The 22,454-nt window shown below is 59.0% G+C and carries 15 protein-coding genes; 7 read left to right on the forward strand and 8 right to left on the reverse strand.

The features are described 5' to 3' along the window. Window positions 1-86: 86 nt before the first annotated feature. Entirely contained in the window at window positions 87-1,151 is a 1,065-nt protein-coding gene (locus tag F0P96_RS06095) for a fatty acid desaturase family protein (protein ID WP_151077930.1), read from the reverse strand. 244 nt (window positions 1,152-1,395) lie between these two features. Between F0P96_RS06095 and F0P96_RS06100 the strand changes: the two genes are divergently transcribed. The 5 genes from F0P96_RS06100 to trxA all read left to right on the forward strand — a co-directional run bounded on the left by F0P96_RS06100 (window position 1,396) and on the right by trxA (window position 9,298). Then, on the forward strand, window positions 1,396-2,622 hold the full coding sequence (locus tag F0P96_RS06100) for an NAD(P)/FAD-dependent oxidoreductase (RefSeq protein WP_151077931.1): 1,227 nt from the start codon (window positions 1,396-1,398) through the stop codon (window positions 2,620-2,622). 41 nt (window positions 2,623-2,663) lie between these two features. Then, window positions 2,664-3,122: a hypothetical protein gene (locus tag F0P96_RS06105; protein ID WP_151077932.1), complete on the forward strand. Its 459-nt coding sequence runs from the start codon at window positions 2,664-2,666 to the stop codon at window positions 3,120-3,122. A 147-nt stretch (window positions 3,123-3,269) separates the two neighbouring features. Then, window positions 3,270-4,904, forward strand: coding sequence for an FG-GAP-like repeat-containing protein (locus tag F0P96_RS06110; protein WP_160620407.1), 1,635 nt, complete (start codon window positions 3,270-3,272; stop codon window positions 4,902-4,904). Between the two features lie 215 nt (window positions 4,905-5,119). Beyond that, complete coding sequence (gene dnaE, locus F0P96_RS06115; RefSeq protein WP_151077934.1) at window positions 5,120-8,836, forward strand: DNA polymerase III subunit alpha; 3,717 nt, start codon at window positions 5,120-5,122, stop codon at window positions 8,834-8,836. 132 nt (window positions 8,837-8,968) lie between these two features. Further along, window positions 8,969-9,298 carry a thioredoxin gene (gene trxA / locus F0P96_RS06120; protein WP_151077935.1) on the forward strand — a complete coding sequence of 110 codons (330 nt, stop codon included), beginning with the start codon at window positions 8,969-8,971 and terminating at the stop codon, window positions 9,296-9,298. Window positions 9,299-9,395: 97 nt separating this feature from the next. On the opposite strand, the gene F0P96_RS06125 is transcribed toward trxA, so the two are convergent. From F0P96_RS06125 to F0P96_RS06145, 5 genes are all read right to left on the reverse strand, one after another. After that, the gene (locus F0P96_RS06125; protein ID WP_151077936.1) at window positions 9,396-10,334 is read right to left on the reverse strand and encodes an energy transducer TonB; all 939 of its coding nucleotides are present in this window, start codon (window positions 10,332-10,334) and stop codon (window positions 9,396-9,398) included. A gap of 141 nt (window positions 10,335-10,475) precedes the next feature. Continuing rightward, window positions 10,476-13,445: a T9SS type A sorting domain-containing protein gene (locus F0P96_RS06130; protein ID WP_151077937.1), complete on the reverse strand. Its 2,970-nt coding sequence runs from the start codon at window positions 13,443-13,445 to the stop codon at window positions 10,476-10,478. 273 nt (window positions 13,446-13,718) lie between these two features. Then, entirely contained in the window at window positions 13,719-14,183 is a 465-nt protein-coding gene (locus F0P96_RS06135) for an Lrp/AsnC ligand binding domain-containing protein (RefSeq protein ID WP_151077938.1), read from the reverse strand. Window positions 14,184-14,717: 534 nt separating this feature from the next. Beyond that, window positions 14,718-15,821, reverse strand: a complete 1,104-nt coding sequence (locus F0P96_RS06140) for an isoaspartyl peptidase/L-asparaginase family protein (RefSeq protein ID WP_420840944.1) — start codon at window positions 15,819-15,821, stop codon at window positions 14,718-14,720. Between the two features lie 30 nt (window positions 15,822-15,851). Further along, on the reverse strand, window positions 15,852-18,062 hold the full coding sequence (locus tag F0P96_RS06145) for a protein-disulfide reductase DsbD family protein (protein ID WP_151077939.1): 2,211 nt from the start codon (window positions 18,060-18,062) through the stop codon (window positions 15,852-15,854). A 150-nt stretch (window positions 18,063-18,212) separates the two neighbouring features. Here F0P96_RS06145 and F0P96_RS06150 point away from each other — a divergent pair, with 150 nt between their 5' ends. Continuing rightward, window positions 18,213-19,547, forward strand: a complete 1,335-nt coding sequence (locus tag F0P96_RS06150; protein ID WP_151077940.1) for a hemolysin family protein — start codon at window positions 18,213-18,215, stop codon at window positions 19,545-19,547. Window positions 19,548-19,688: 141 nt separating this feature from the next. On the opposite strand, the gene F0P96_RS06155 is transcribed toward F0P96_RS06150, so the two are convergent. Beyond that, window positions 19,689-20,204, reverse strand: coding sequence for a gamma carbonic anhydrase family protein (locus tag F0P96_RS06155; protein WP_151077941.1), 516 nt, complete (start codon window positions 20,202-20,204; stop codon window positions 19,689-19,691). A gap of 81 nt (window positions 20,205-20,285) precedes the next feature. Between F0P96_RS06155 and F0P96_RS06160 the strand changes: the two genes are divergently transcribed. Next, window positions 20,286-21,638 carry a Fic family protein gene (locus tag F0P96_RS06160; RefSeq protein WP_160620405.1) on the forward strand — a complete coding sequence of 451 codons (1,353 nt, stop codon included), beginning with the start codon at window positions 20,286-20,288 and terminating at the stop codon, window positions 21,636-21,638. Window positions 21,639-21,686: 48 nt separating this feature from the next. Here F0P96_RS06160 and F0P96_RS06165 read toward each other — a convergent pair whose 3' ends face one another. Then, window positions 21,687-22,385, reverse strand: coding sequence for a hypothetical protein (locus F0P96_RS06165; RefSeq protein ID WP_151077943.1), 699 nt, complete (start codon window positions 22,383-22,385; stop codon window positions 21,687-21,689). Window positions 22,386-22,454: the final 69 nt, after the last annotated feature.

The following is a 22,454-nucleotide window of genomic DNA, read 5'->3' on the forward strand; positions in this document are numbered from 1 at the left end:
TTGCCGCTTGATGTCCGTGTAACAAGAGAAAAGGCAGCCCGCGCGGGCTGCCTTTTCTCTTGTTGACGCAATGCTGCCAGTTGCCATCAGGCCGCTTGCACCATAGGCTGGGGCACAATCCGGCGCGTACGGGACTTCAGCAGTGCCACCACCTGCTCGTCGGATTGATACCGGTTGCCGAGGTTGACGAAGTGTCGGGCCATCAGGTCGTAGCGCTTGGTCATGAGCCAGGCAAACAGGTGCAGGAAGTGGATGCCGTCGAACACAATGGCGTCGTGCTGGATGTACTTGTCGAGGTTTTTCTGAAAAAAGGCCGGGTGCTCGGTCCAGTGCAAGCCGGGCCGCACGTGGTGGCCAATGTGGTAGCCGTCGTTCCAGCACTTGTGGTTGTAGCGGGTGTTGATGCAGGTGACGCTGTTGGTGTAGGCGTTGCCGGGCGCGGCGGCATCCACAAAGGCGTGCTGCGTCCAGTTGCCGAGCATCATGATTACCCGCGAAATGAGCAGCGGCAGCACAAACACCACCAGCGTAGCGGGCCAGTTGAGCAGCCACAACCCAACGCAGAGCGCAAAAAACAGTACTTCGCCCCGCAACGACCGAAACGCCAGCCGCTGCTTGTTGGTGCGCAGAAAATACTCCACCAGCTCCTTCATGCCCAGCACCATAAACGAGCCGAGGTAGCGCGCAAACCCGCGCCACGAGTCGCGCTGGTAGTTCATGGTCGAGCTGGTATCGGTTTCGGTGTTGTTTTCGGCGTGGTGCATGCCGATGTGGTGCGTGAAGTAGGTTTCGGGGGTTTGGCCGAACAGCGGCCCGATAACCCACGGCAGGTAGTGGTTCAGCCAGCGGTACTGCTTCTTGAAAATGGGCCGGTGGCAGGCGCAGTGCAGCATCAGCCCGAAAGGCCCCTTGAAGGTGATGTTGTTCAGGAACAGGTAGAGCCCGGCCACCGCGCCCCACGCCCACCCGTGGAGCACGGGCAGAAACAAGAGTACCGCCAGCGGAATCAGGGTGAGGCTGATTTGCACGATGAGGTAGAAGAACGGCAGGTCGCGCGGGTCTTGCGCGAGGCGCAGCAGCCAGCGGCCAAACGCCGACACCGGAGCATCGGGGGAATACACCCGGTCGGTAAGTACCAAAAGCGGTTTCATAGGACGTGAGTTGGAAAAATCGGCCGCGGCAGACCGACAACAAAGCATTTACCGCTCGGCGGATTTCGAGCGAGTACCTCACCCAGCCCACGGAGCTTCTGGCGCCCCGTGCTCCGTAAACTCCACAGTTGCTTACAAGGTAAGCCTTTCTGCACGGCCTCTTCGGTGCTGGCCCGCCCAACGGCCGGTCTGGCTTCGCCGTAAGTGCTGCTACGGCCAGCAGCGGCCACTAACTGGTATTTCTATGATTCTGACGACAGGCCAACCTTTCTGGCTGACCGAACACGGCATGGTGCGCTACCCCCGGCTCGAACACGACCTGACGTGCGACGTGGCCGTGGTGGGCGGGGGCATTACGGGTGCTTTTTTAGGCTACTACCTCACCAAAGCCGGGCTGAAAACCGCGGTGCTGGAAGGCCGCTACCTGGGCGGGGGCAGCACTTCGGCCAGCACAGCCATGTGCCAGTACGAACTGGATGTCGACCTCATCGACCTACGCAACCAGCTCGGTATTCAGCGCGCCAACGACGCTTACCTCGCCAACCTCTACAGTGTGCACGCCCTGCACCGGCTCTGTACCCAGGAACTTCCCGTCGACTGCCACTTTCAGTATTGCCAGAGTTTTTACCTGGCCAGCAAGCAGCGCGACGTGAACCACCTGGCCGACGAAGGCGACGCCCGGCGCGGCATTGGCATCGAAGCCCGCTACCTGAGCGAAGCAGAACTACTGGAGCGCTACCAGTTGCTGGCCCCAGCCGCCTTGCTCTCCGACGACACGGCTCAGGTGGACCCGTATCTGCTGACCCATACCCTGCTGCAAACGGCCCAACAAAGCGGCCTGCAGGTATTCGAGCGCACTCCCGTGCAGTCTTGCGGTGTGACCAACGATGGGCAGGGCGTGACGGTGCAGGCCGGCGCGCACCGCGTGCGGGCCGGGCACGTGGTGGTGTGCACCGGCTACGAAGCCGACAACCTCGTGCCGCGGGACCTAGTGAACCTGCATTCGACCTACGTGGTGCTCAGCCAGCCTGGCGAAGCTACCGCCTTGCCCACCGGCACGGCCCAGATATGGGAAACGGCCCGCCCCTACCTCTACACCCGCACCACGCCCGACGGCCGCATTATGGTGGGCGGGCGCGACGAAGCCATCAAAGCCGCTACGTTTCAGAACACGGTGCTGGAGCACAAGGTCGAAAAGCTGGAAAAGCAGTTTCAGGAGCTCTTCGATTGCGCCACACCCTTCACCCGCGACTTTGTGTGGGGCGGCGTGTACGGCGAAACGTCGGACGGGCTGCCCTACATTGGGCCGCACAAAGACTTTCCGCGCACCTACTTCGCCCTCGGCTACGGCGGCAACGGCACCACCTACAGCCTGCTGGCCGCCGAAATCATTCGCGATGCGCTAACGGGCCGCCAGCACCGCCACGCCGCTACTTTTGCGTTTGACCGCGTGGGCGGGGCGCCGGCCTAACCGGTTTTATCTTGTCGAACCTTCTCTGTTCCTTGTCTGCTATGAAGTCGTTTGCCTTGGCTGCCTTACTAGCCGTTGCGGCGCCCGGGGCCGCCTCGGCCCAAACCAAGCCCGCGGCCGCGTCGCCCACCAGCCTCGAAGCCCGCGTAGGTCAATACTACACCGACCTGACGCAGCGGCTGCGCGAGATTTACTACGCCCCGAGCGACGGCCGCGCCATTGCCTTCATCAGCAGCACCACGCAGGAAATGGGTGCCCGCCGCAAGGCCCTGCGGGCCGAACTGGCGCAGCGACCCGCTTCTGCCAAAGCCACGAATCCGGCCGCTTCACCACTCGCCAGCGTGGCCACGCAGCGCCAAGCCATTGAAGAGCTGAACAGCAGCCCCGCCGCCGCAAAGTTCACCGAGCGTTTTGGGCGCAATCCGGCTCTGGAGTTGGCCTACAAGCGCCTCATTGAGGCCAATTTGGCTGAGCTGAATCCGGCTCCACCGCGGCCGTAAGGAGGCAGCCACATGTTCTACTAACTGTCAGTAGTTTAGCCGGTCCTTTTATTTGTAAGCCGACCCACGTAGCACGTTCATTCCACCCTTCATTTCCACCTTCTTATGATGCTTTTTACGCTTCGCAGTCAATTGTGCGGCTGCACCATGTTATTAGCTTCGGCCGCTTGGGCGCAAGGCCCTATGGTATCGAGCCTGGCGCCCGCCCGCCACGCCCCGGCCGCTGCCCGCAACGCCAACGTGCAGCTCACCCTATCGCAGCCGGCAGCCGCTACCGCAGCGCTGCACGTGTTTAGCAGCCGCTCGGGTGGCAAGAAGGCCGGCACTAGCACGGTGGCCGGCAACACCGTCACCTTCGACCCCAGCTCGGATTTTAAGCCCGGTGAAACCCTCACAGCCACGCTCACCAACGCGGGCGGCCCCATGCACACGTGGCAGTTCACGGCGGCTGTGGGCGGCGGCACCGGCGTATTCGGCGGCGGCAGCGACTTCAACTTCCAGAATAACTACACCGCCATTAACATTCTGCCCGGCGACTTCGACAACGACAACGACCTTGACGCCATGGTGGTGGCGCAGCAAAGCGGCGCGGCCCTGTTGATCAATAACGGCGCCGGGCAGTTTACCCGCAGCTCGGCCGGCATTCCCAACACCAACTACCCCACGGAAACGGCCGTCGGCGACATCGACGGCGACGGGGATTTGGACGTCGTTTCCTCCCCCAGCCGACCTTATGCCATTACTGTGGCGCGCAATAATGGCAACCTGAATTTTGTTTCCGCCGCCGCCCTCAGCATCAATCCGATTTCGACCGAAATCAACAGCCTGACCCTCGCCGACATCGACGGCGACGCCGATTTGGATTTGTGCCACCTCAACCCCGTTGCCAAACAGATAACTATTTGGCCCAACGACGGCACGGGTAATTTTGGCCCCGCCCGCACCACGGCTACCAACTTGGCAAATACCGTTGCCATGCGTCTGGGCGACGTCGACAACGACGGCGACTTGGATGCGCTGGTCTACAACCGCGTCAGCGGCGAAGCCATGCACGTGTTTCTGAACGACGGCAGCGCCAACTTCACAGCCGGCAGCAGCTTCCCCATCAGCTCTTACGATGCCCACACAAGCCTTGCCGATATCGACGGTGACGGGGATTTGGACCTAGCCTCCGGCGACTACGGCATGTTGCCGCAGGCGCACCTGTACCTCAACAATGGCAGCGGCACTTTCACGGCCGGTCAGGTAGTGCCTATCAGCGGGTCGCCCCGGCAAATTGCCTTTGGCGACGTAGATGCCGATGGCGACTTGGACATGATCATCAGTGCCAACCAGACCATCAGCCTGAGCCTGAACGCGGGCAATGGGACCTTCACAGCAGGGCCCATTACCCCCATCTCCAGCCGCTGCGTTGCATTGGCCGACGTAAACGGCGACTCGGCCCTCGACCTGCTTACTGTTTCGCTCAACGGCAACAACCACGAGGTGTTCAATACCCGCCTGAACACCCTGATTACCAGCAGCAAGTCCAGTGCCCGTGCTGCCTTCCAAGTGTGGCCTAATCCGGTTGGAGCGGGAGCCGCCCTGCACATCACCCTGCCCACTGCGGCTCCGGTGGCTACGTACTCGCTCCAGACGCTGCTGGGCCACACGATCAGGCAGCAGCAATTCAGCGGACGCAACACCACCGTTTCGCCCGAAGGCTTAGCCAGTGGCGTTTACGTGCTGAAAGTACAGGTGCCAGGCCAGCCGCTGGCGGCTCAGCGCATCGTGGTCAACTAGTACTTGGCGCTGGCAAACAGAAACGGACGGACTTTAAGTCCGTCCGTTTCTGTTTACTCCAATACGCAAAAACTCCTGCCGCCGCAACGTTTCCTTTCCCCTCCCCTGGCGGTAACTTTACCCTACCTAATGCGGAATTATGAATCCTGAATGCTGAAGTAGCAGGCGTCCGGGAATTCATGACTCCGTGTTCAGAATTTTTAATTCCCCGAAGGATGCCCACGTTCTCGCACCTGCACTGCCATACCCAATATTCCCTGCTCGACGGGCAGGCCAGCATTTCGGCGCTGATGAAAAAGGCGCAGGCCGACGGCATGCCTGCGGTGGCCCTCACCGACCACGGCAACATGTTTGGGGCGTTTAACTTCGTGGCCGAGGCCAACAAGTACAATGTGAAGCCCATTGTGGGCTGCGAGTTTTACTTGGTGGACGACCGGCACAAGAAAAGCTTCAGCCGCGAGAAGGGCGAGCGGGACGTGCGCCACCACCAACTGCTGCTGGCCAAGGACCAAGCCGGCTACCAGAACCTGGCCAAGCTTTGCTCCATGAGCTTTATCGAGGGCGTGTACTCCAAGTACCCGCGCATCGACAAGGAGCTCCTGCTGCAGTACCACGAGGGGCTGATTGCGACGAGCTGCTGCATTGGGGCCGAGATTCCGCAGGCCTTGCTGTGGAAGACGGAGGCCGAAGCCGAGGAAAAGCTGAAGTGGTGGCTCGACGTGTTCGGCGAGGATTATTACATCGAAATCCAGCGCCACGGCATCGAGAACATCGACAACACCGGCAAAAGCCAGGAGGACCTCAACCAGATTCTGCTGCGCTGGGCCCAGAAGTACAACGTCAAGGTCATCTGCACCAACGACTCGCACTACGTCAACCAAGAGGACTTCGCGCCCCACGATTTGCTGTTGTGCGTGAACACCGGCGAGGAGCACAGCATCCCCGTCGGCGACTTCCAAACCAAGTATTTCCGCCTGATTTCGGGCCAGAACGAGGTGCTCTACGACCACCTCGACCGCCTGCGCCCCCTCGCCGGCAAAGACGACCACGTGCGGCGCCAGCTCATGCGCATCGACGAGGAAATGCAGATGCCCAAGCCCCGCTCGCGCTTCGGCTTTCCCAACGACCAGTTCTACTTCAAGACCCAGGCGGAAATGGCGCACCTCTTCGCCGACGTGCCCGAGAGCCTGGACAACACCAACGAAATCGTCGACAAAATCACGCCACCAAAACTGGCCCGCGACATCCTGTTGCCCAACTTCCCGCTGCCGGCCGGCTTTGCCAACGCCGACGAATTTCTGCGCGAGTTGACCTATGTGGGTGCTTTTGGGCCGGGTGCGGGCAAGGGCATTGTCACGCTGGCCAAGCCCCCGCGCTACGCCGAACGCACCCCCGAAATCGAGGAACGGCTGGAGTACGAGCTGCGCATCATCCAGACGATGGGCTTCGCCGGCTACTTCCTCATCGTGCAGGACTTCATCAACCAAGGCCGCAACATGGGCGTGGCCGTGGGCCCGGGCCGCGGCTCGGCGGCCGGCTCGGCGGTGGCCTACTGCGTGGGTATCACCAACATCGACCCGATTAAGTACTCCCTGCTGTTCGAGCGTTTCTTGAACCCGGAGCGCGTGTCGATGCCCGATATCGACATCGACTTTGACGACGTGAACCGCCAGCGCGTCATCGACTACGTGGTGGACAAGTACGGCAAGACGCAGGTGGCCCAAATCATCACCTTCGGTACGATGGCGGCCAAATCCAGCATCAAGGACGTGGCGCGGGCCATGGAGCTGCCGCTGCCGCTCACCAACGAGCTGGCCAAAATGGTGCCCGAAAAGCCCGGCACCACGCTGGCCGGCGCCTTCGCCGAAAACCAGGAGCTGGACATGATCCGCCGCGACGACGCGCCGGACAACCTGCGCGGCCAGATTCTGCGGCTGGCTGAAAAGCTCGAAGGCTCGGTGCGCAACACCGGCATTCACGCCGCCGGCGTCATCATTGCCCCCGACGACATCACGAAGTACATTCCGGTGTCGACCTCCAAGGACTCGGACCTGCTCGTGACGCAGTTCGACGGCAAGGTGATTGAGTCGGCCGGGATGCTCAAGATGGATTTCCTGGGCCTGAAGACGCTCACCATCATTGTGGATGCCCTGGAGCTGATCAAGAAAAACCACGGCGTCGACATCAACATCGACGACATCCCGCTCGACGACGAGAAAACCTACGCCCTCTACCAGCGCGGCGACACCATCGGCACGTTCCAGTTCGAATCCGAGGGCATGCGCATGTACCTCAAGGACCTCAAGCCCACCAACATCGAGGACCTGATTGCCATGAACGCCCTCTATCGCCCGGGCCCGATGCAGTTCATTCCGAACTTCATCAACCGCAAGCACGGGCGCGAGGAAATCGAGTACCCGCACGAGCTGCTGGAGCCCATTCTGAACTACTCCCAGGGCATCATGGTGTATCAGGAGCAGATCATGCAGGCCGCCCAGATTCTGGCCGGCTACTCCCTCGGCGGCGCCGACCTCTTGCGCCGCGCCATGGGCAAGAAGGACATGAAGAAGATGGCCCAGGAGCGGGAGAAATTCTGCAAGGGCGCCGCCGAGCTGCACGGCATCAAGGAGAAGAAGGCCAACGAGGTGTTCGACGTGATGGAGAAGTTTGCGGCCTACGGCTTCAACCGCTCCCACTCCGCGGCCTACTCGGTGGTGGCCTACCAGACGGGCTACCTCAAGGCCAACTACCCGGCAGAGTACATGGCCGCCGTGCTGACCAACAACATGTCGGACATCAAGAAGGTGACCTTCTTTATCGAGGAAGCCCGCCGGCAGAGTGTGCAGGTGCTCGGCCCCGACGTGAACGAGTCGGTGCTGAAGTTCAACGTGAACGAGAAGGGCCAGATCCGCTTTGGCATGGCGGCCGTGAAAGGCGCGGGGGAAGCAGCCATTGAAAACATTGTGGCGGAGCGGGGTAAGAAAGGCCCTTTCACCGATATTTTCGACTTCTCCAAGCGCGTCAACCTGCGGGCCGTCAACAAGAAAACTTTCGAAAGCTTGGCCTTGTCCGGGGCCTTCGATTCGTTTGAACGGTACCACCGTCGGCAGTTTGTGGAAGCTCCCTCGGGCGACCAGAACCTCATCGACAAGGCCGTGCGCATGGGCCAGCAGTACCAGGCCGACCAGGACTCGGCCCAGCAGAGTCTGTTTGGCGGCGGGGCCTTCGGGGCCGTGGCCATGCCCCTGCCCAAGGTAGCCGACATGGAGCCTTGGCCCGCTACCGAGCAGCTGCGCCGCGAGAAGGAAGTGGTGGGTTTCTACCTTTCGGGCCACCCGCTCGACGACTTCAAGCTCGAAATTGACTCCTACTGCACCTGCGGCCTGGACAAGGTGGAGACCTACAAGAACCGCGACGTAACGGTGGCCGGCCTGATTACGAACGTCATGTTCAAGACCACCAAGACCGGGCAGCCTTTCGTGTCGTTTACGGTAGAAGACTACGAATCGAGCCTGAACCTAGCCCTGTTCCGCGACGATTACAGCAAATTCTCCCCGCTGATTAACCCGCGCAACTACGACAAGGAGCAGGTGCCGCCCATGTTCATCCGGGGCAAATATGCCCAGCGTTTCCGCGACTCCGACCAGTTCGAGTTCAAGATCATGACCATGGAGCCGCTCTTCAACGTGGCCGAGAAGCTAGCCAACGGTGTGCGCGTGCAACTCGATCTGCGCACCATTACCGAGCCCTTTATGGACCGCTTTATGGAGGCCGTGGAAGGCTGCGCGGGCTCGAAAAAGCTGGAAATCAAGTTTGCGGAGCCCCACGAGCAGTTGACGGTCGACACGTACTCGCGCCGCTACCGCATCGAGCCCAAGGAGTTCATCCGCCGCATGCGCGAGATGGAAATCGACGCCTGCCAGCTCATCTAGATAGGGCAAGCTCGATATTTGAACTTTCCTCGGCGGCGCATGTTTGACAACCAATCTGCTACCTTGCGCGCCCAATCCGCGTAAGCGGATTACGCAACATCGACCTCACTTTTTTCTAAACTGAATACGACAATGGGACACAAAGCCATTGAAATCACCGACGCCAACTTCGACGAAATCATCAACTCGGATAAGCCCGTGCTGGTGGACTTTTGGGCCGAATGGTGCGGTCCGTGCCGCATGGTGGGCCCGGTAGTAGAAGAGCTGGCCGGCGAATACGAAGGCAAAGCCGTCATCGGCAAAGTTGACGTTGATGCCAACCCGCAGACTTCCGCCAAGTTCGGCATCCGTAGCATTCCTACGCTGCTGGTGTTTAAGAACGGCCAAGTAGTTGACAAGCAAGTGGGTGCCGTGCCTAAGCATGTGTTGGCCCAAAAGCTCGAAGCCCAAGTAACGGCTTAAGCCTTTCGCCGGAATACTTTCCGGTTACGCAACAGCCCCGCTTTCTGTAGCAGAAGGCGGGGCTGTTGCGTGTGGGCGGGTATGGTCTTTCGAGCGGTTACCAAGTGGCACGGGCCTCCACGGGCGGGGTAGGTGCGGGCTTGGGCCCACCAAACAGCCGGAAGTCGGGGGCAAAATAGATGGGCACGGTGTAGGTGAAGGCCGTGGGCACGTTGTACTCCCGGCCCGGTTTGAAGCGCGGCAGGCTTTTCACTACCCGAATGGCTTCGTTGTCGGCGTCGGCGGAGAGGCCGCGCACCACGCGTACCTGGCTCACACGGCCGTCTTCGTCCACGGTGTAGCTCACGTAGACTTTGCCGGTAATGCCCTTGCGCCGAGCATCCTTCGGGTATTCGGTGTGGGCGTTTAGGTAGTCGAGCAGAGCGGTTTCGCCGCCGGGAAATTCCGGTGGTTGCCGCCGCAGCAGCAAGCCGTCGAACAGGGTGCCGTTTTCGTTGTAGAACGTCAGGGCCGTGGGCTGGCCCTGCTCGATGCTCTCGACGGCGGCAGGCTGGCCGGTGTTGTAGTAGTAACGCCATTCGCCCAGGGCATGGTTGCCGGCGTACTGACCCTCCGAGCGTTTTTGCCCGTTGCGGTGCACGCTCAGCCAACGCCCCGTGCGCACCCCGTTGTGGTATTCGCCCCGCTCCCGCACCTTTCCGTCGTCGTACCACGCTACGTACAAGCCGGTTACTTCGTCATCGTGAAAATGCACTTGGCTGGCTTTGGCCCCGTTGGGGTGGTACCAGGTGAAGAGCCCGTTCCGAACCGGCGTCTCCTGGCTTGTGAGGAAGCCCCTGAGCATGAGGGTGCCGTTCATGGCGTATTCGCGCATGGGCAACAAGCCGGCTTCCGGGCGCTGGTCGACGATGCGGTAATGGCTGGCGCTGTCGGGTACGGTTTCTTCGTTACGCTCGTTGAGGTACACGGCGGGCAGGCTCTGCGCGGCGCCCCCGAGGGCACTGCAAACAAAAAGCGCAACGAGCAACACTTTCATGACCGTGGGCAGCGGGGCAGAGTATTCTGGGCAATCCTTTCGAAATATACGTTGCCCGAAACTTCCTTGCAGTCAAGCCTCTGGGTTTTTTACAAAAAAAGATACCGGCCGTGGCGCCACCCACGACCGGTACCGGGCGCCTCACAATTTCTGGAAGCGCACCTGCACGCGTCTCTGCTTCGTCTCCACCTGCACGAAGTAAAGTCCGCGGTGCAATTGTCCTACTTCGAGCCGGAGTTGTTGCGGCTGGCTGGAAGCAGGTAATAATTGGGTCAGGCAGGTGCGGCCGAGGGCATCGGTAACGCGCAGCACTGCTGGCCCGGTATCGGAGGTTGGGTTGAGTTGCACGTTCAGCCAATCGGTGGCGGGCACCGGCCAGGCTTCCAGTGCGAGAGGTGCTTCTTCGGCAACTGTCGTTACCGTGACAATGGGCGAGAAGTAGAACTGCCCGTCAAAATCCACCTGTCGCAGCCGGTAATAGCGCAGGTGCTGGCCACCCACCAAGGCGTTGTCGTGCAAGTGGGCGTAGTTCGTTGGCGTTGCTTTCGTGCCCTGAGCCGAGTAGGTCTTGAGCACGGTAAACTCCTTTCCATCCACCGAAGTCTGAACTTCAAACACGGCCGCGTTTTTCTCTTGGGCCGTGCGCCAGTTCAACTGCACATCCTTCCCGTTCAACACGCGACCCTGAAACTCGACCAGCTGCACCGGCAACGGATTACGCGCCGTGGCCGATCCGAAAGTGGTATTGGTGCTGGTGCCGTTTACCAACGGCAAGGCCAAGGAGGCATCAAGGTACTTGAAGGTGGTGTTGGGCGGAGTGGCCTGGCCGTAGTTGGCCCATTGCCCACCTGCCAAACCCACAATGCGCAAGTCCAGCAAAGCCGCTGCCGTTTCCGAAATGTCGCTGAGTGGCAACGTGTAGTAGAGGCGCATGATGGCGTTGGCAGTACCTGCCGTGCGGGTAACGTCCCAGTACTCCCGGTTGCTGACCTTAAACAAGCCTGAACCCGGCTCAAGCATGGTGTTATTCGGCGCAGGCGCTACGTAGGCGACAATGCGGTAGGTATTGCTGGTTGCGGCAGTCGGCTTCACGCCGGCCACTTTCAACCGGCCACTGGCACCCACCGGAAACGTGTATACTTGGGCGGTGCTGTTGGTCTGGCGGGCCAGCGGGCCGGCAACGTAGCTGTTATTCGAGGCATTCTGCCACGTAGCAGCCGGCGCAAGTGTGAGCAGGTTAGCAGTGGTTGTCAGCAGGTTTCCTTGCTGCAAGTCCAGCATTCCTGCCAGTTGCGTAGCCCGGCTCAGCGTCACGTTGCCACCGGTGTTTCGAACGCCGAGCCTAGCTCCTGCTACCAAGTTATTGGGCAGCCCGTTTCCGGTTACTTGGTTGTTGCTGCCAGTGTATACGTAGCCCGCGCTGGTGCTGTAGGTGCGGGCACCCGTCACTTGAATATTGCCTGTGTAAGCACCAATAAGTGGTGTTTTAGCGGCAATACCCTGGAAGTGCCCGATTTCAAGCGTTGCTCCGTTGTTGAGGGTGAAGTCGCCGTCGCCCGTCAGGGTGTTGTCGGCCAGGTCTACGGTGGCTCCGCTTAGCACAGCTACGCTTACTACCCCGTTGATAGTCGCACTGGAAGCGCGTCGGAACCGTTGCACCGTGTTCCCGCTGAACTGCACCAAGGCCGTTCCGCCGGTAATCTCACGGCGCAAGTCGCTGTTGGCATTCAACAACAGGTCGCCTTTCAAATCAATGGTGCCGCTGGTGGTGCCTCCGCTAACCAAAAGCGTAGCATCCGATAGGCTCAGCGCCCCACCCACCCGAAGCGTACCGCTGCCCGATGACGACGTGTTGCTGAGTTCAAACCGCCCCCCATTCATCACGAAGTCGTTGGTCACGTCGAATACCCGGCTACGCGACGAGCCGTACCGTGCCACGCATACCTGTCCCCCCGTTTGCTCGTAGCTCCCCACCGTAGTAGTAGTAGCGCCCGAGCCAGTGAGTTGCGTGAGCTGCAGCCGGCCCGAGCCAGTATTACGCACCGTCAACCGGCCGGCAATTTCCATCAACCCGGAGGTATTGAGGTTGAAAGTGGTGCTGCCCGACCCCGAAGTACCATAGTTCGGCGTGTCCCATACCACGTTTCCGAATGTTTGGCCGTCGTTGGCGAAATCACTCGCGTCAGTTACCTGCTTGATTTCCAGAGTCGACGTGGGGCTCCAAACCGCTTTCGGCAGCGCGCCTCCGTTGGCCGAATGGGTATAGGTTGCGCCTGCACCCACTTCCATGGAGCCTCCCAGCGCAAACGTGATGTCGTGCGTATTGCTCTGATTACGGAAGGTGCCTTTCATCAGCAGATCGGGCAAAGTAGAGCCAGTCGTATGTGTTACCGTAATGGCACCGTTGGGCAATTGCACCATCAAGCCACCTGCTTCTACCAATGCTTCGGTGAGGGTTACTGCAGCATTTACCAAAAGTTGGCCGCCACTTTGCACCGTCAGGGCTTCAAAGGTTGGGCCGCTGGCATCTACGCTCAAGGTTCCTCCGTTGCCTACCAAGGTAGGACCCAGTACGGTGTTGGTCGTCACCCCGTCGGCCAGTTTCACTTCGCCGTCGTCCTTCACGGTAACCTTGCCCAAACGCCCTTCACTAGCCAAGGTCGCCACCGCGTTATTGCTCACACTCGTTTCGCCAAAGTTGGCCAACTCGGTGTTTACAATCAGTTGAGTGCTGGTGCCGTCTACAATCATTTCGGCGCAAACCAAACGAGCATTGACAGTGAGTTTACCTACATCCGTGCCGGTGCCTGGCTCTACCACAATCTTGTTGACGTCGTTACTTACGCCCGCGTTGTTGATTACTTTGGGGTGCCGTACGTAAAAGGTTTTGGTGAAATCCAGTGCGCGAGTGTTGTTGGGAGTCCAGCCCGCAGCCGTCAAACGCTCCCAACCGCTTCTATTGGTGAAAGCCAACGGCGTGCTCAACGAACGGTAGTCGCCCACGTTTTGGGCAGCTATGGGTATTGCGCCGCTAAGAAGGTATGCTAGCAGCAAAACCCACAGGCGTAGGCACATAGGCCCGTCGCCTGTCAGCTTGGTTATGGCAGACATAAGGTGGAAGGATTGGTGGAGAGATGCACACGTTGCCCTCCGGCGAACGAGGGCGGCAAGCGCACAGCAGCACTGGCAATGCTTAAGCGCGATTGTTATGTAATTATAGCAGTATATTTTTTCACTTTAATTTATAAGCATCAAAACCATGTCTTTTATTTTTATATATCCAATTGCCGCGTTAATGTCCAATGAAAAGCCCAAGGCCTGCCCAACGAAGCAATTCACTTCGCTGGGCAGGCCTTGGTGGTGCCCTCAGTAACTGATGTGTGCCTAGATAAGCTGAATTGGTCGGTTTAGCGTTTCCTCCAAGGAAATCAACGTTTCGGTACGCTCAATGCCTTCAATCAACTGGATGCGGTCATGCAGTACATCGCGCAAGTGCTGGGTGTCGCGGCATACCAAACGGGCAAACACCCCATAGGCTCCGGTGGTGAAATGAATGCTCACTACCTCAGGAATATCACGCAGTTGTTCGGCCACACTATTGTAAACCGAACTCTTAAGCAGGTAGATGCCCAAGAACGCGTTTACTCCATACCCCAGCTTGGGGTAATCAATCTTCAACGTAGCTCCGCGCACAATGCCTAGTTCCTCTAAGCGGGCCATGCGCACATGCACCGTGCCACCCGACACATGCACCTTCCGAGCTATTTCCGTGTAAGGCATTTTGGCGTCTTCAAGCAATAAAGCCAAGATTTTACGGTCGGTGTCGTCAAGTTCGTAATTACGGGCCATTTTAAAGGGTGCTATTTGAAAAGGTGTCAAAAAGTGCGGCTTAAAATAAAAATACAGTAAAAATCACCCGTTGATGATGAAAATATTTTATGATACCGATCCTTATGTTACATTTGTTGCAATACAACGCAGCAGGCGTTGCCGAATTTGTAGAAAGCAGGAAAAACGAGTTTCTTTTTTCCGTGGCGCAATTAGGCGAAAAACCATCTGTTTGATGATAGAAGCGCTTAATGGAGGTTCGAATCCTCGTTTTACAACTAGGGGTGGTTTGTGTTGAGGAATTAAAAAGGACGTATCTGGGTGGGTGCGTCCTCTTCAAGAGGCGGCATCTGGGTGGGTGCCGCCTTTTTTTTGCCCTTTTGGTAAAGCGTAACCCGCTAGCAAGAACAGCCTCAGGTGTACTCGATAGTAAAGGCAGTTACCTTCCAAGAATAGTATGTTTCTCAGCAAACGTAACTTTGCCTAGCAAAAGTATAGTTAATTACCCCAATTCGTATGCATAACGCATACTTTAGAGTACCAGGCAACTCCCTCTCATCGGTAGATTAACACCTTCGTCTCTCCGTTGGCCTTAATATACCCTCGGTACATTCCTTCCGAATTAAACGGCATGGCAATGTTTCCGGCCGGATCGAGCGCAATCAGGCCGCCGTCGCCACCCAGTTTGCCCACCTTATCTATGGTCGCCTGGGCAGCCTGTGCTACCGGTACCTGCTGGTACTCAACACGAGCGGCCACATCGCGCGCCACAGTAGCCCGAATGAAAAACTCGCCCCAGCCAGTGCACGACACGGCACAGGATTGGTTGTCGGCGTAGGTACCGGCCCCAATGATGGGCGCATCGCCTACTCGGCCGTAGCGCTTGTTGGTCATTCCGCCAGTGGAAGTAGCAGCTGCCAAGTTGCCGTATTGGTCGAGGGCCACAGCCCCTACGGTGCCGTACTTGCGCCCCTCGACGAAAATGGGCGGTTCGGCATAGCCCTGCGGCTTTCCTGCTTTGGTCTTGGTTTTGGACTTGCCGGGCGCGGCCGGGGCAGCCGCTTTGGTGGGCGCATTCAGCTGATCAGTAACAACTCCTTTTTCCGAAGCCAGTGCTTTTTGGAGCTGTTGGTAGCGCGCTTCGGTGTGAAAGTAGCTGGGCTCCACAATAGCAAGCCCCTTCTCTTTGGCAAACTGGTCGGCGCCCGGCCCCACTAGCAGCACGTGCTCCGACTTGTCCATCACGGCGCGGGCCGCAGTGATGGGGTTTCGCACGGTGGTTACTCCGGCTACCGAACCGGCTTTAAGGGTCTTCCCATCCATGATGGCGGCGTCGAGTTCGTTGCGGCCGTCGTGGGTGAAAACGGCTCCTTTGCCGGCATTGAACAGGGGCGAATCTTCCATCACCCGAATGGAGGCTTCCACCGCATCCAGCGAAGAACCACCCTGCTTGAGAATGGCATAACCGGTTTGCATAGCTTGGTTAAGCGCATCGGTGTAGGCCTTTTCCTTTTCGGGCGTCATATTCTGCCGCGTAATGGTGCCCGCGCCACCGTGAATAACCAGCGTAATGCGGTTAGGGTCGGCGGCGCGCTGCGTGGCGGGCGTCTGGGCTTGCACAGTCCCAGCCATCAAGAGCAAGAAGAGGAGCTTTTTCACGGTGGCAGGCAAGACAACAGAATATTTAAGTTAACGCTGCGCAACCGGCTGCCCGGCGCGGTGTTGCTGTAGACCACGGTCGAGGAACTGCACAAAGCGCGCTACGTCGGGCTCGTAGGCCAGGGGCTCGGCGAGGGGCTGCCCATCGGGCGAGAGCAGTACGTAGTAGGGCTGCGCATTGGCTTGGAATCGGCTGATTTCAAAGTCCAGGTTCTGTTCCCCAATGGCCTTCTTCACGCGGTTGTCGCGTTTGGAGGTGTACCACTCGGTTTGGGGCAGTTCGGTTTTGTCGTCTACATAGAGGGCTACCACCACATAGTCGCGCTGCAGGCGCTGAAGTACTTGCGGGTCGCTCCACACCGAGGCTTCCATGAGGCGGCAGTTGCCGCAGTTGTGGCCCGTGAAGTCGACGAATACCGGCTTGTTCTGTTGCCTGGCACACCGCAGAGCTTGTTGCAAGTCGAAATAGCCCTGCAGGTTCAGGGGCAATTCCAGGAAATTGCCGTGGCGCGGGGCTTCGCATAGTGCCGTAGCGTTGTCGGTAGCAGCCACGGCGGGCAGTGCGGCGGGGCCGGCAGCCATGCTGAAATCGTGACGCGAAGGCGGCGGCAGCAGAGCCGATAGGGCCGGCAGCGGGGCCCCGAACAAGCCGGGTACCAAGTAAAACATGAACGTGAACGACACGGCCGCCAGCAGCAGGCGCGGTACGCTCACGCGGGTACTTTCGTCGTCGTGCGGCAAGCGGATGAAGCCCAGCAAGTAAAGGCCCAGCAAGCCGGCCAGCACCACCCAAATGGCCACGAACACCGCCCGCGGCAGCAGGCCCCAGTGGTACGAGAGGTCGGCGGAGCTCAAGAACTTGAAAGCCAGAGCCAGCTCCACAAAGCCCATCATGACTTTGAGGGTATTCAGCCAGCCACCCGAGCGGGGCAGGCTTTTCAGGGCCGAAGGAAACAGTGCGAAGAGCACAAACGGCAGCGCGAAGGCCAGGGCGAAGCTCATCATGCCCAGCGTGGGGCGCAGCAACTCGCCGCCGGCCGAGGCAATGGCAACCGACCCCACAAACGGCACCGTGCAGGAAAACGACACCAACACCAACGTGGCAGCCATGAAAAACAGCCCGCTCCAGCCGCCTTTGTCGGCTTGCCGGTCTACCTTATTAACGAGGCCGGTAGGGGCTTGAATTTCGAACAAGCCCAGAAACGACAGCCCGAACAGCACGAAAATGCCGAACGACACCACATTGGGCAGCCAGTGGGAGCTGATGACGTTGGCCGCATCGGCCCCCAGTGCTAAGCTCAATACTACCCCCACACCGGTATAAATAGCCACGATGCTCAGCCCGTACACCAATGCCTTGGCAATGGACTGGCTGCGCGACCCGCCGGTGCTGGTGAAGTACGATACCGTCATGGGCAGCATGGGGTACACGCAAGGCATGAGCACAGCAAGCAGGCCGGCTCCAAAAGCCAGAGCCAGGTATTGCCAGAGGCTCAGGGCCGTGGTGCCAGCGGGTTTGGCCTCGTTGGCGGCCGGTGCTACGGTGACGGCCGTGGCGCCAGAGGCAACAACCGGCGTTTCGGTCACAACCGAAGCCGACGAAGCGGCGGAACCCGCGACAGGTGCGGTGGTGCTATCAACTGCCGGTGCGGAGCTGGTGGCGGCTGCGGGCGCGGTGGCGAGCGGGGCGGTAGCGGGAGCAGCAGGAGCCTGACCAGCAGCAGCAGTAGCTGGCGCGGAAACCGCGGCCGGCGCCGTGCCGCTTACTTCGATAGGCCCAAACGCGAGGGCGTCGCTACCGGGCACGCAGCGGCCGTCGGTATCGGTGCAGCTCTGGTAATCGGTGCCGGCCTTGATATTGAGGGTGCCGGGCTGCAGCAGCCGGATGCGCTGCCGAATTTGGCCCGTGGTTTCGAAGTAAGTAACGTCGCCTTTAAAGACGGTGTCGAATTTCTTCTTGGTGCCCACCGATTTGGGCGCGCCCACCAGCTCGTAAGCCGGGCTTTTGGTCCAATTGAACGTGAAGACGGTGGGGCCGAGGTCGGGGTCGAAGTCGGTGGCGTAGAGGTGCCAGGTGGGCTCGATGCGGGCGTTGACGATGAGGTCAACCTCGTCGCCGACTTTGGCGGTGGGTTTGCTCACGGCCGTGGCCAGCTTGGTGGGCTCCAGCACCTGCGCCCAACTGGTTACCGTCAGCCACAACAGAACCCAACTCAACAACGCGGTTTTTCGCAAATACATAGCAGCAAACGGAATTTTCCGAAGAAGAAACAAAGTTACGGGAAGCGTTGCACTCGGCTTGGGCAACAACGAACCCAACCGCGTGTTCCAAATCCCGTACTTTTGAAACACAATGGCAGCTAGGCCGACTGCGCCGCGGCTGCCGCATCTATGGCCTTAAAGATTTTTTTAACCCTGTTGCTGGTACTGGCAAATGGGTTTTTTGTAGCGGCTGAATTCGCCTTTGTTAAGGTTCGCCTATCCCAGATAGAGATTAAAGCCCAGGGCGGCAATCGGCTGGCCAAGCTCGTGCTCAGCATGTTGCACGACCTGAATTACTACCTCTCGGCCACGCAGCTGGGCATTACGCTGGCGTCGCTGGCCCTGGGTTGGATTGGCGAAAGCGTGGTAGCCGAGGTGGTGCTGGCCATCATCAATCAGTTTGGCATTACGCTTTCGGACAAGGCCGTGCACCAGATTGCGCTGGCTACCTCGTTTTCGCTTATCACGGTATTGCACATTGTACTAGGCGAGCAAGCGCCCAAAGTGCTGGCCATTCGCAAGCCCGAGGATGTAAGCATTGCCATTGCCATTCCGCTGCGGGCCTTTGGTTTGCTGGCCTTCCCCTTCATTTGGCTGCTCGATAAGCTCTCGAACCTAGTGCTGCGCATTTTTGGCGTGGCGTCGGTGCACGAGGCCGAGGTGCACACGTCCGAAGAATTGCGCCTGCTGCTCGACCAAAGCAAGCAGAGCGGCGAGTTGCAGGAATCGGAGCACGAGCTGCTGGAAAACGTGTTCGAGTTCAACGACCGGATGGTAAAGCAAATTATGGTGCCGCGCACCCGCATTGCCGCCATCGACGTGAACACGCCGCAAGACGCGCTGTTTGAGACGGTGTACAACGAAGGCTACTCGCGCATTCCGGTGTTCGAGGGCAACATCGATAACATCGTAGGCGTGCTCTACGTGAAGGATTTGCTGCCGCTGGTGCGCCGCCAAGAGGCCATTGTGCTGGCCAAGATCATGCGTACGGCCTTCTTCGTGCCCGAAACCAAGAAAATCAACCGCCTGCTGCGCCAGTTTCAGCGCAAGCACATGCACATGGCCATTGTGTCGGATGAGTTCGGCGGCGTGTCGGGCATCGTCACCATCGAAGACATCATGGAGGAGTTGGTGGGCGAAATCCAGGACGAGTACGACAACGAGGTGCCGGTAGTGGAAAAGGTATCGGACATCGAATACCGCGTGAATGCCTCCACCGCCATTCCCGACGCCAACGAGTTTCTGCCCTTTGCCCTGCCCGAAGGCGAAGACTACGAAACCGTAGGGGGCCTGATCAACGTCATCTACGGCGCCATTCCCGAAGTCGGCGACGTAGCCGTGCTCGACAACTACGAGTTCCGCATTCTGCAACGTTCGCGCCGCGCCGTGGAGCTGGTGCAGCTGCGCGTGCTGCAGCCCAACGAGCGGGAGGCCGCCGCCGATTTCCTCGATCTGGAGGAGTAGAACAGCCTCAACCTTCCGTCATTCAGAGCGAAGCGAAGAATCTCGCGTGCTGACCTTGGATAGCAACCCAGGGGAAACACGCGGGATTCTTCGCTTTGCTCTATGTGACGTTTTTCTGGACGACGGTCTTTTGATTTCTACTCAGCCCTTAAACCAGCCGGCATACATTATATAGTTGTCGGCAGTGCGGCGCAGGTTTTCGGCCTGCACTTCGCTCACGGGCTTGATGCGGCGGGCCGGAATGCCGGCGTACAGGTAGCCCGGCTCGCACACGGTATTTTCCAGCACGACGGCGCCCGCGGCAATAATGCAGCCGCGCCCCACCACGGCGTTGTCCATCACAATAGCGCCCATGCCAATGAGCACGTCGTCCTCCACGGTGCAGCCGTGCACGATGGCGCGGTGCCCGATACTCACGCGTGCCCCAATGGTGGTAGCTGCCCGCAGGTAGGTGCAGTGAATCACAGCCCCGTCCTGAATATTGGTCTTCTCCCCCACCCGAATGCTGTTCACGTCGCCGCGCACCACGGCATTGAACCACACGGTGCAGCCGGTCCCCAGCACCACGTCGCCGACGATGGTGGCGTTGTCGGCCACGAAGCAGCTCGGGTCGATTTCGGGGCACTTGCCTTGGACGGGAAGAATGAGTGCGGGCATGGAAAGGGATGAGAAGCCGGGGAAACAATGTGTGTAATTTACATTCATTATTTCCCTCCTCTCCCGCCACTACTTGCCTGCATGACTACTTATTCCGACGAGCTACTCGACCAACTAGCCCGCATCGACGCGCTGCAACAGCAGATTGATGCGCTGCGCCCGCTGCCCGCCGATGTGCAAGCACGCATCTTCCAGAAGTTTCGCCTCGACTGGAACTACCATTCCAACTCCATCGAAGGCAACTCCCTGACCTACGGCGAAACGGTGGCCTTTATTATGGAGGGCGTCACGGCCAAAGGCAAGCCGCTGAAGGACCACCTCGACCTGCGCGGCCACAACCAAGGCATTGATGTACTGCTGGACATTGTCAAGAACCCCGAGGCCGAACTGACCGAGCGCGACATCCGGGAGCTGCACCACATTATTATGGTGGAGCCTTATGCCGTGATGGTGGACACTGCTGCCGGCCCGCAACGCCACCTTGTGGAGCCGGGCCAGTACAAGACCATGCCCAACCACACCCTCACCGCTACCGGCGAAACCCATTTCTACGCCACGCCCGAGGAAACCCCGGCCCGCATGCACGACCTGCTGGCGTGGTACCGCACCCACCGCGACACCCTGCACCCGCTGGTGCTGGCGGCCCTCTTTCACCACAAGTTCGTCGCCATTCACCCCTTCGACGACGGCAACGGCCGCATGACGCGCCTGCTCACCAACCTGCTGCTGATGAAGGCCGGCTACCCGCCCGTGGTGGTGAAGACCGAGGAGAAGCGCGAATACTACGCCGTGCTCAGCCAAGCCGACGCCGGCCTCAACGAACCGCTGCTGACGTATTTCGCAGAGAGTCTGATTCGGTCGTTAGAAATTTACTTGAAGGGCGCTAAAGGAAAAGATTTTACTGAGCCCGATGATCTGGATAAAAGAATAGCCCTGCTGAAGAGAAGTTTTACGACAGAAGATTATATAAAGGAAACTATTAACCCCGGCTTAATAAGAAACTTGTTTGCCAATTCAATTTTTAATTTATGCAAAGCCGCAACTAATAAGTCAGAAGAATTATCCTCATTGTTTTCTTCTACCAAGTTCTTCTACATCTTCAATACTACTGCCGGCCGTCATACTTTCTCAGATACAGGCGAATTAGCCAGTTGGTTATGGGATGGACCTTACGAACGAGCATGGCCACTACAGTCATTTGAGTTCCAGTATGCTTGGCTAGGTTTCAAAAAGAGTATAGAGCCATTCGATATACATCAGTTAATAGATATAAATTTCAGTTTATATAAGTATAAAATAAAAATAGACAGGGGCAGAGAAATAGAAATAAGCAAATTCTACCACCAGCCATTAACTCAATCTGAAGGCAATGAAATAATAAGCGCCTTTATCAATTCAGCTATTGACAAAATTCAATCCATAACAAAGGTGTAACAAGCCACGGCCCCGCCGGTTTCCCGGCGGGGCCGTTGTCATTTCAGCTTACTTCCTGCTCGGCGGCAAGTCCAGATTATTGGTACTGCCTTCGCTCCCGCCGCGCCGCACCACTTTAATGGCTTGGCGGAAGCGGTTCCAGAGGTCCGGGTCGTCTTCCTGGTAGAGGGCGAAGTAGGTTTCCAACTCCTTGAGCAGGCGGGCCGAGTCTTTGATGAGACGCTCCAGGGCTTGGCGGCCGGTGCTGCCGCTCACGTCGCTGAGGCGGCCCTCGGTGGTGGCGCTGCCAAAGGCGGCCAGCAGCGTGCGGGCTTCTTGGTAGTGGGCGGCCGTGAAACGCCGTTTGGCCAGGGCGGTTTCGCGGCCGGGTACCAGGTCCAGCAGGCGCTGGGCTTCTTCGCCAAAAGAGCTTTCGTTAAGGTTGCGCAGCTCGCCCAAGCGGCCGGCAGCGGCACGCAGCTTGGCATCGGTGCTGCGCAGAGCCTCGGCCCGGATGGCCAGAATGAGGCGGCGCAGCAGGACCGTGAGTTGGTTGCGGGTGCCCTTTTTGCGGGCGGGGTTGCCGTCGGTGTCGGCGGTCAGCACCTGCTGGGCTAGGTCGGCACCGCGTTGCACGTTGGCCGCCAGTTGGGTGCGCAGCGGGGCCACGTCGTCCTCAATGTCGGCGTAGGCTGCGGGGGTTTGCGCCAGAAACGCGGCGGCGGCGGTGTCGCGGCGCAGGCGTGACTCGATTAACTCGTTTTTCATGATATGGAAGGGGAAAAGATGAGCCGACAGAATGGCGTCAAGATACGGAGGGCCCCCATTTCGGCCAAC

This window comes from Hymenobacter busanensis (genome assembly GCF_008727865.1).
Classification (GTDB): domain Bacteria; phylum Bacteroidota; class Bacteroidia; order Cytophagales; family Hymenobacteraceae; genus Solirubrum; species Solirubrum busanense.

What these genes read in the sequence shown, in the direction of transcription:
- F0P96_RS06095 (WP_151077930.1), bottom strand. Translation starts at nt 1,151, where the DNA reads ATGAAACCGCTTTTGGTACTTACCGACCGGGTGTATTCCCCCGATGCT.
- F0P96_RS06100 (WP_151077931.1), top strand. Translation starts at nt 1,396, where the DNA reads ATGATTCTGACGACAGGCCAACCTTTCTGGCTGACCGAACACGGCATG.
- F0P96_RS06105 (WP_151077932.1), top strand. Translation starts at nt 2,664, where the DNA reads ATGAAGTCGTTTGCCTTGGCTGCCTTACTAGCCGTTGCGGCGCCCGGG.
- F0P96_RS06110 (WP_160620407.1), top strand. Translation starts at nt 3,270, where the DNA reads ATGTTATTAGCTTCGGCCGCTTGGGCGCAAGGCCCTATGGTATCGAGC.
- dnaE (WP_151077934.1), top strand. Translation starts at nt 5,120, where the DNA reads ATGCCCACGTTCTCGCACCTGCACTGCCATACCCAATATTCCCTGCTC.
- trxA (WP_151077935.1), top strand. Translation starts at nt 8,969, where the DNA reads ATGGGACACAAAGCCATTGAAATCACCGACGCCAACTTCGACGAAATC.
- F0P96_RS06125 (WP_151077936.1), bottom strand. Translation starts at nt 10,334, where the DNA reads ATGAAAGTGTTGCTCGTTGCGCTTTTTGTTTGCAGTGCCCTCGGGGGC.
- F0P96_RS06130 (WP_151077937.1), bottom strand. Translation starts at nt 13,445, where the DNA reads ATGTCTGCCATAACCAAGCTGACAGGCGACGGGCCTATGTGCCTACGC.
- F0P96_RS06135 (WP_151077938.1), bottom strand. Translation starts at nt 14,183, where the DNA reads ATGGCCCGTAATTACGAACTTGACGACACCGACCGTAAAATCTTGGCT.
- F0P96_RS06145 (WP_151077939.1), bottom strand. Translation starts at nt 18,062, where the DNA reads ATGTATTTGCGAAAAACCGCGTTGTTGAGTTGGGTTCTGTTGTGGCTG.
- F0P96_RS06150 (WP_151077940.1), top strand. Translation starts at nt 18,213, where the DNA reads ATGGCCTTAAAGATTTTTTTAACCCTGTTGCTGGTACTGGCAAATGGG.
- F0P96_RS06155 (WP_151077941.1), bottom strand. Translation starts at nt 20,204, where the DNA reads ATGCCCGCACTCATTCTTCCCGTCCAAGGCAAGTGCCCCGAAATCGAC.
- F0P96_RS06160 (WP_160620405.1), top strand. Translation starts at nt 20,286, where the DNA reads ATGACTACTTATTCCGACGAGCTACTCGACCAACTAGCCCGCATCGAC.
- F0P96_RS06165 (WP_151077943.1), bottom strand. Translation starts at nt 22,385, where the DNA reads ATGAAAAACGAGTTAATCGAGTCACGCCTGCGCCGCGACACCGCCGCC.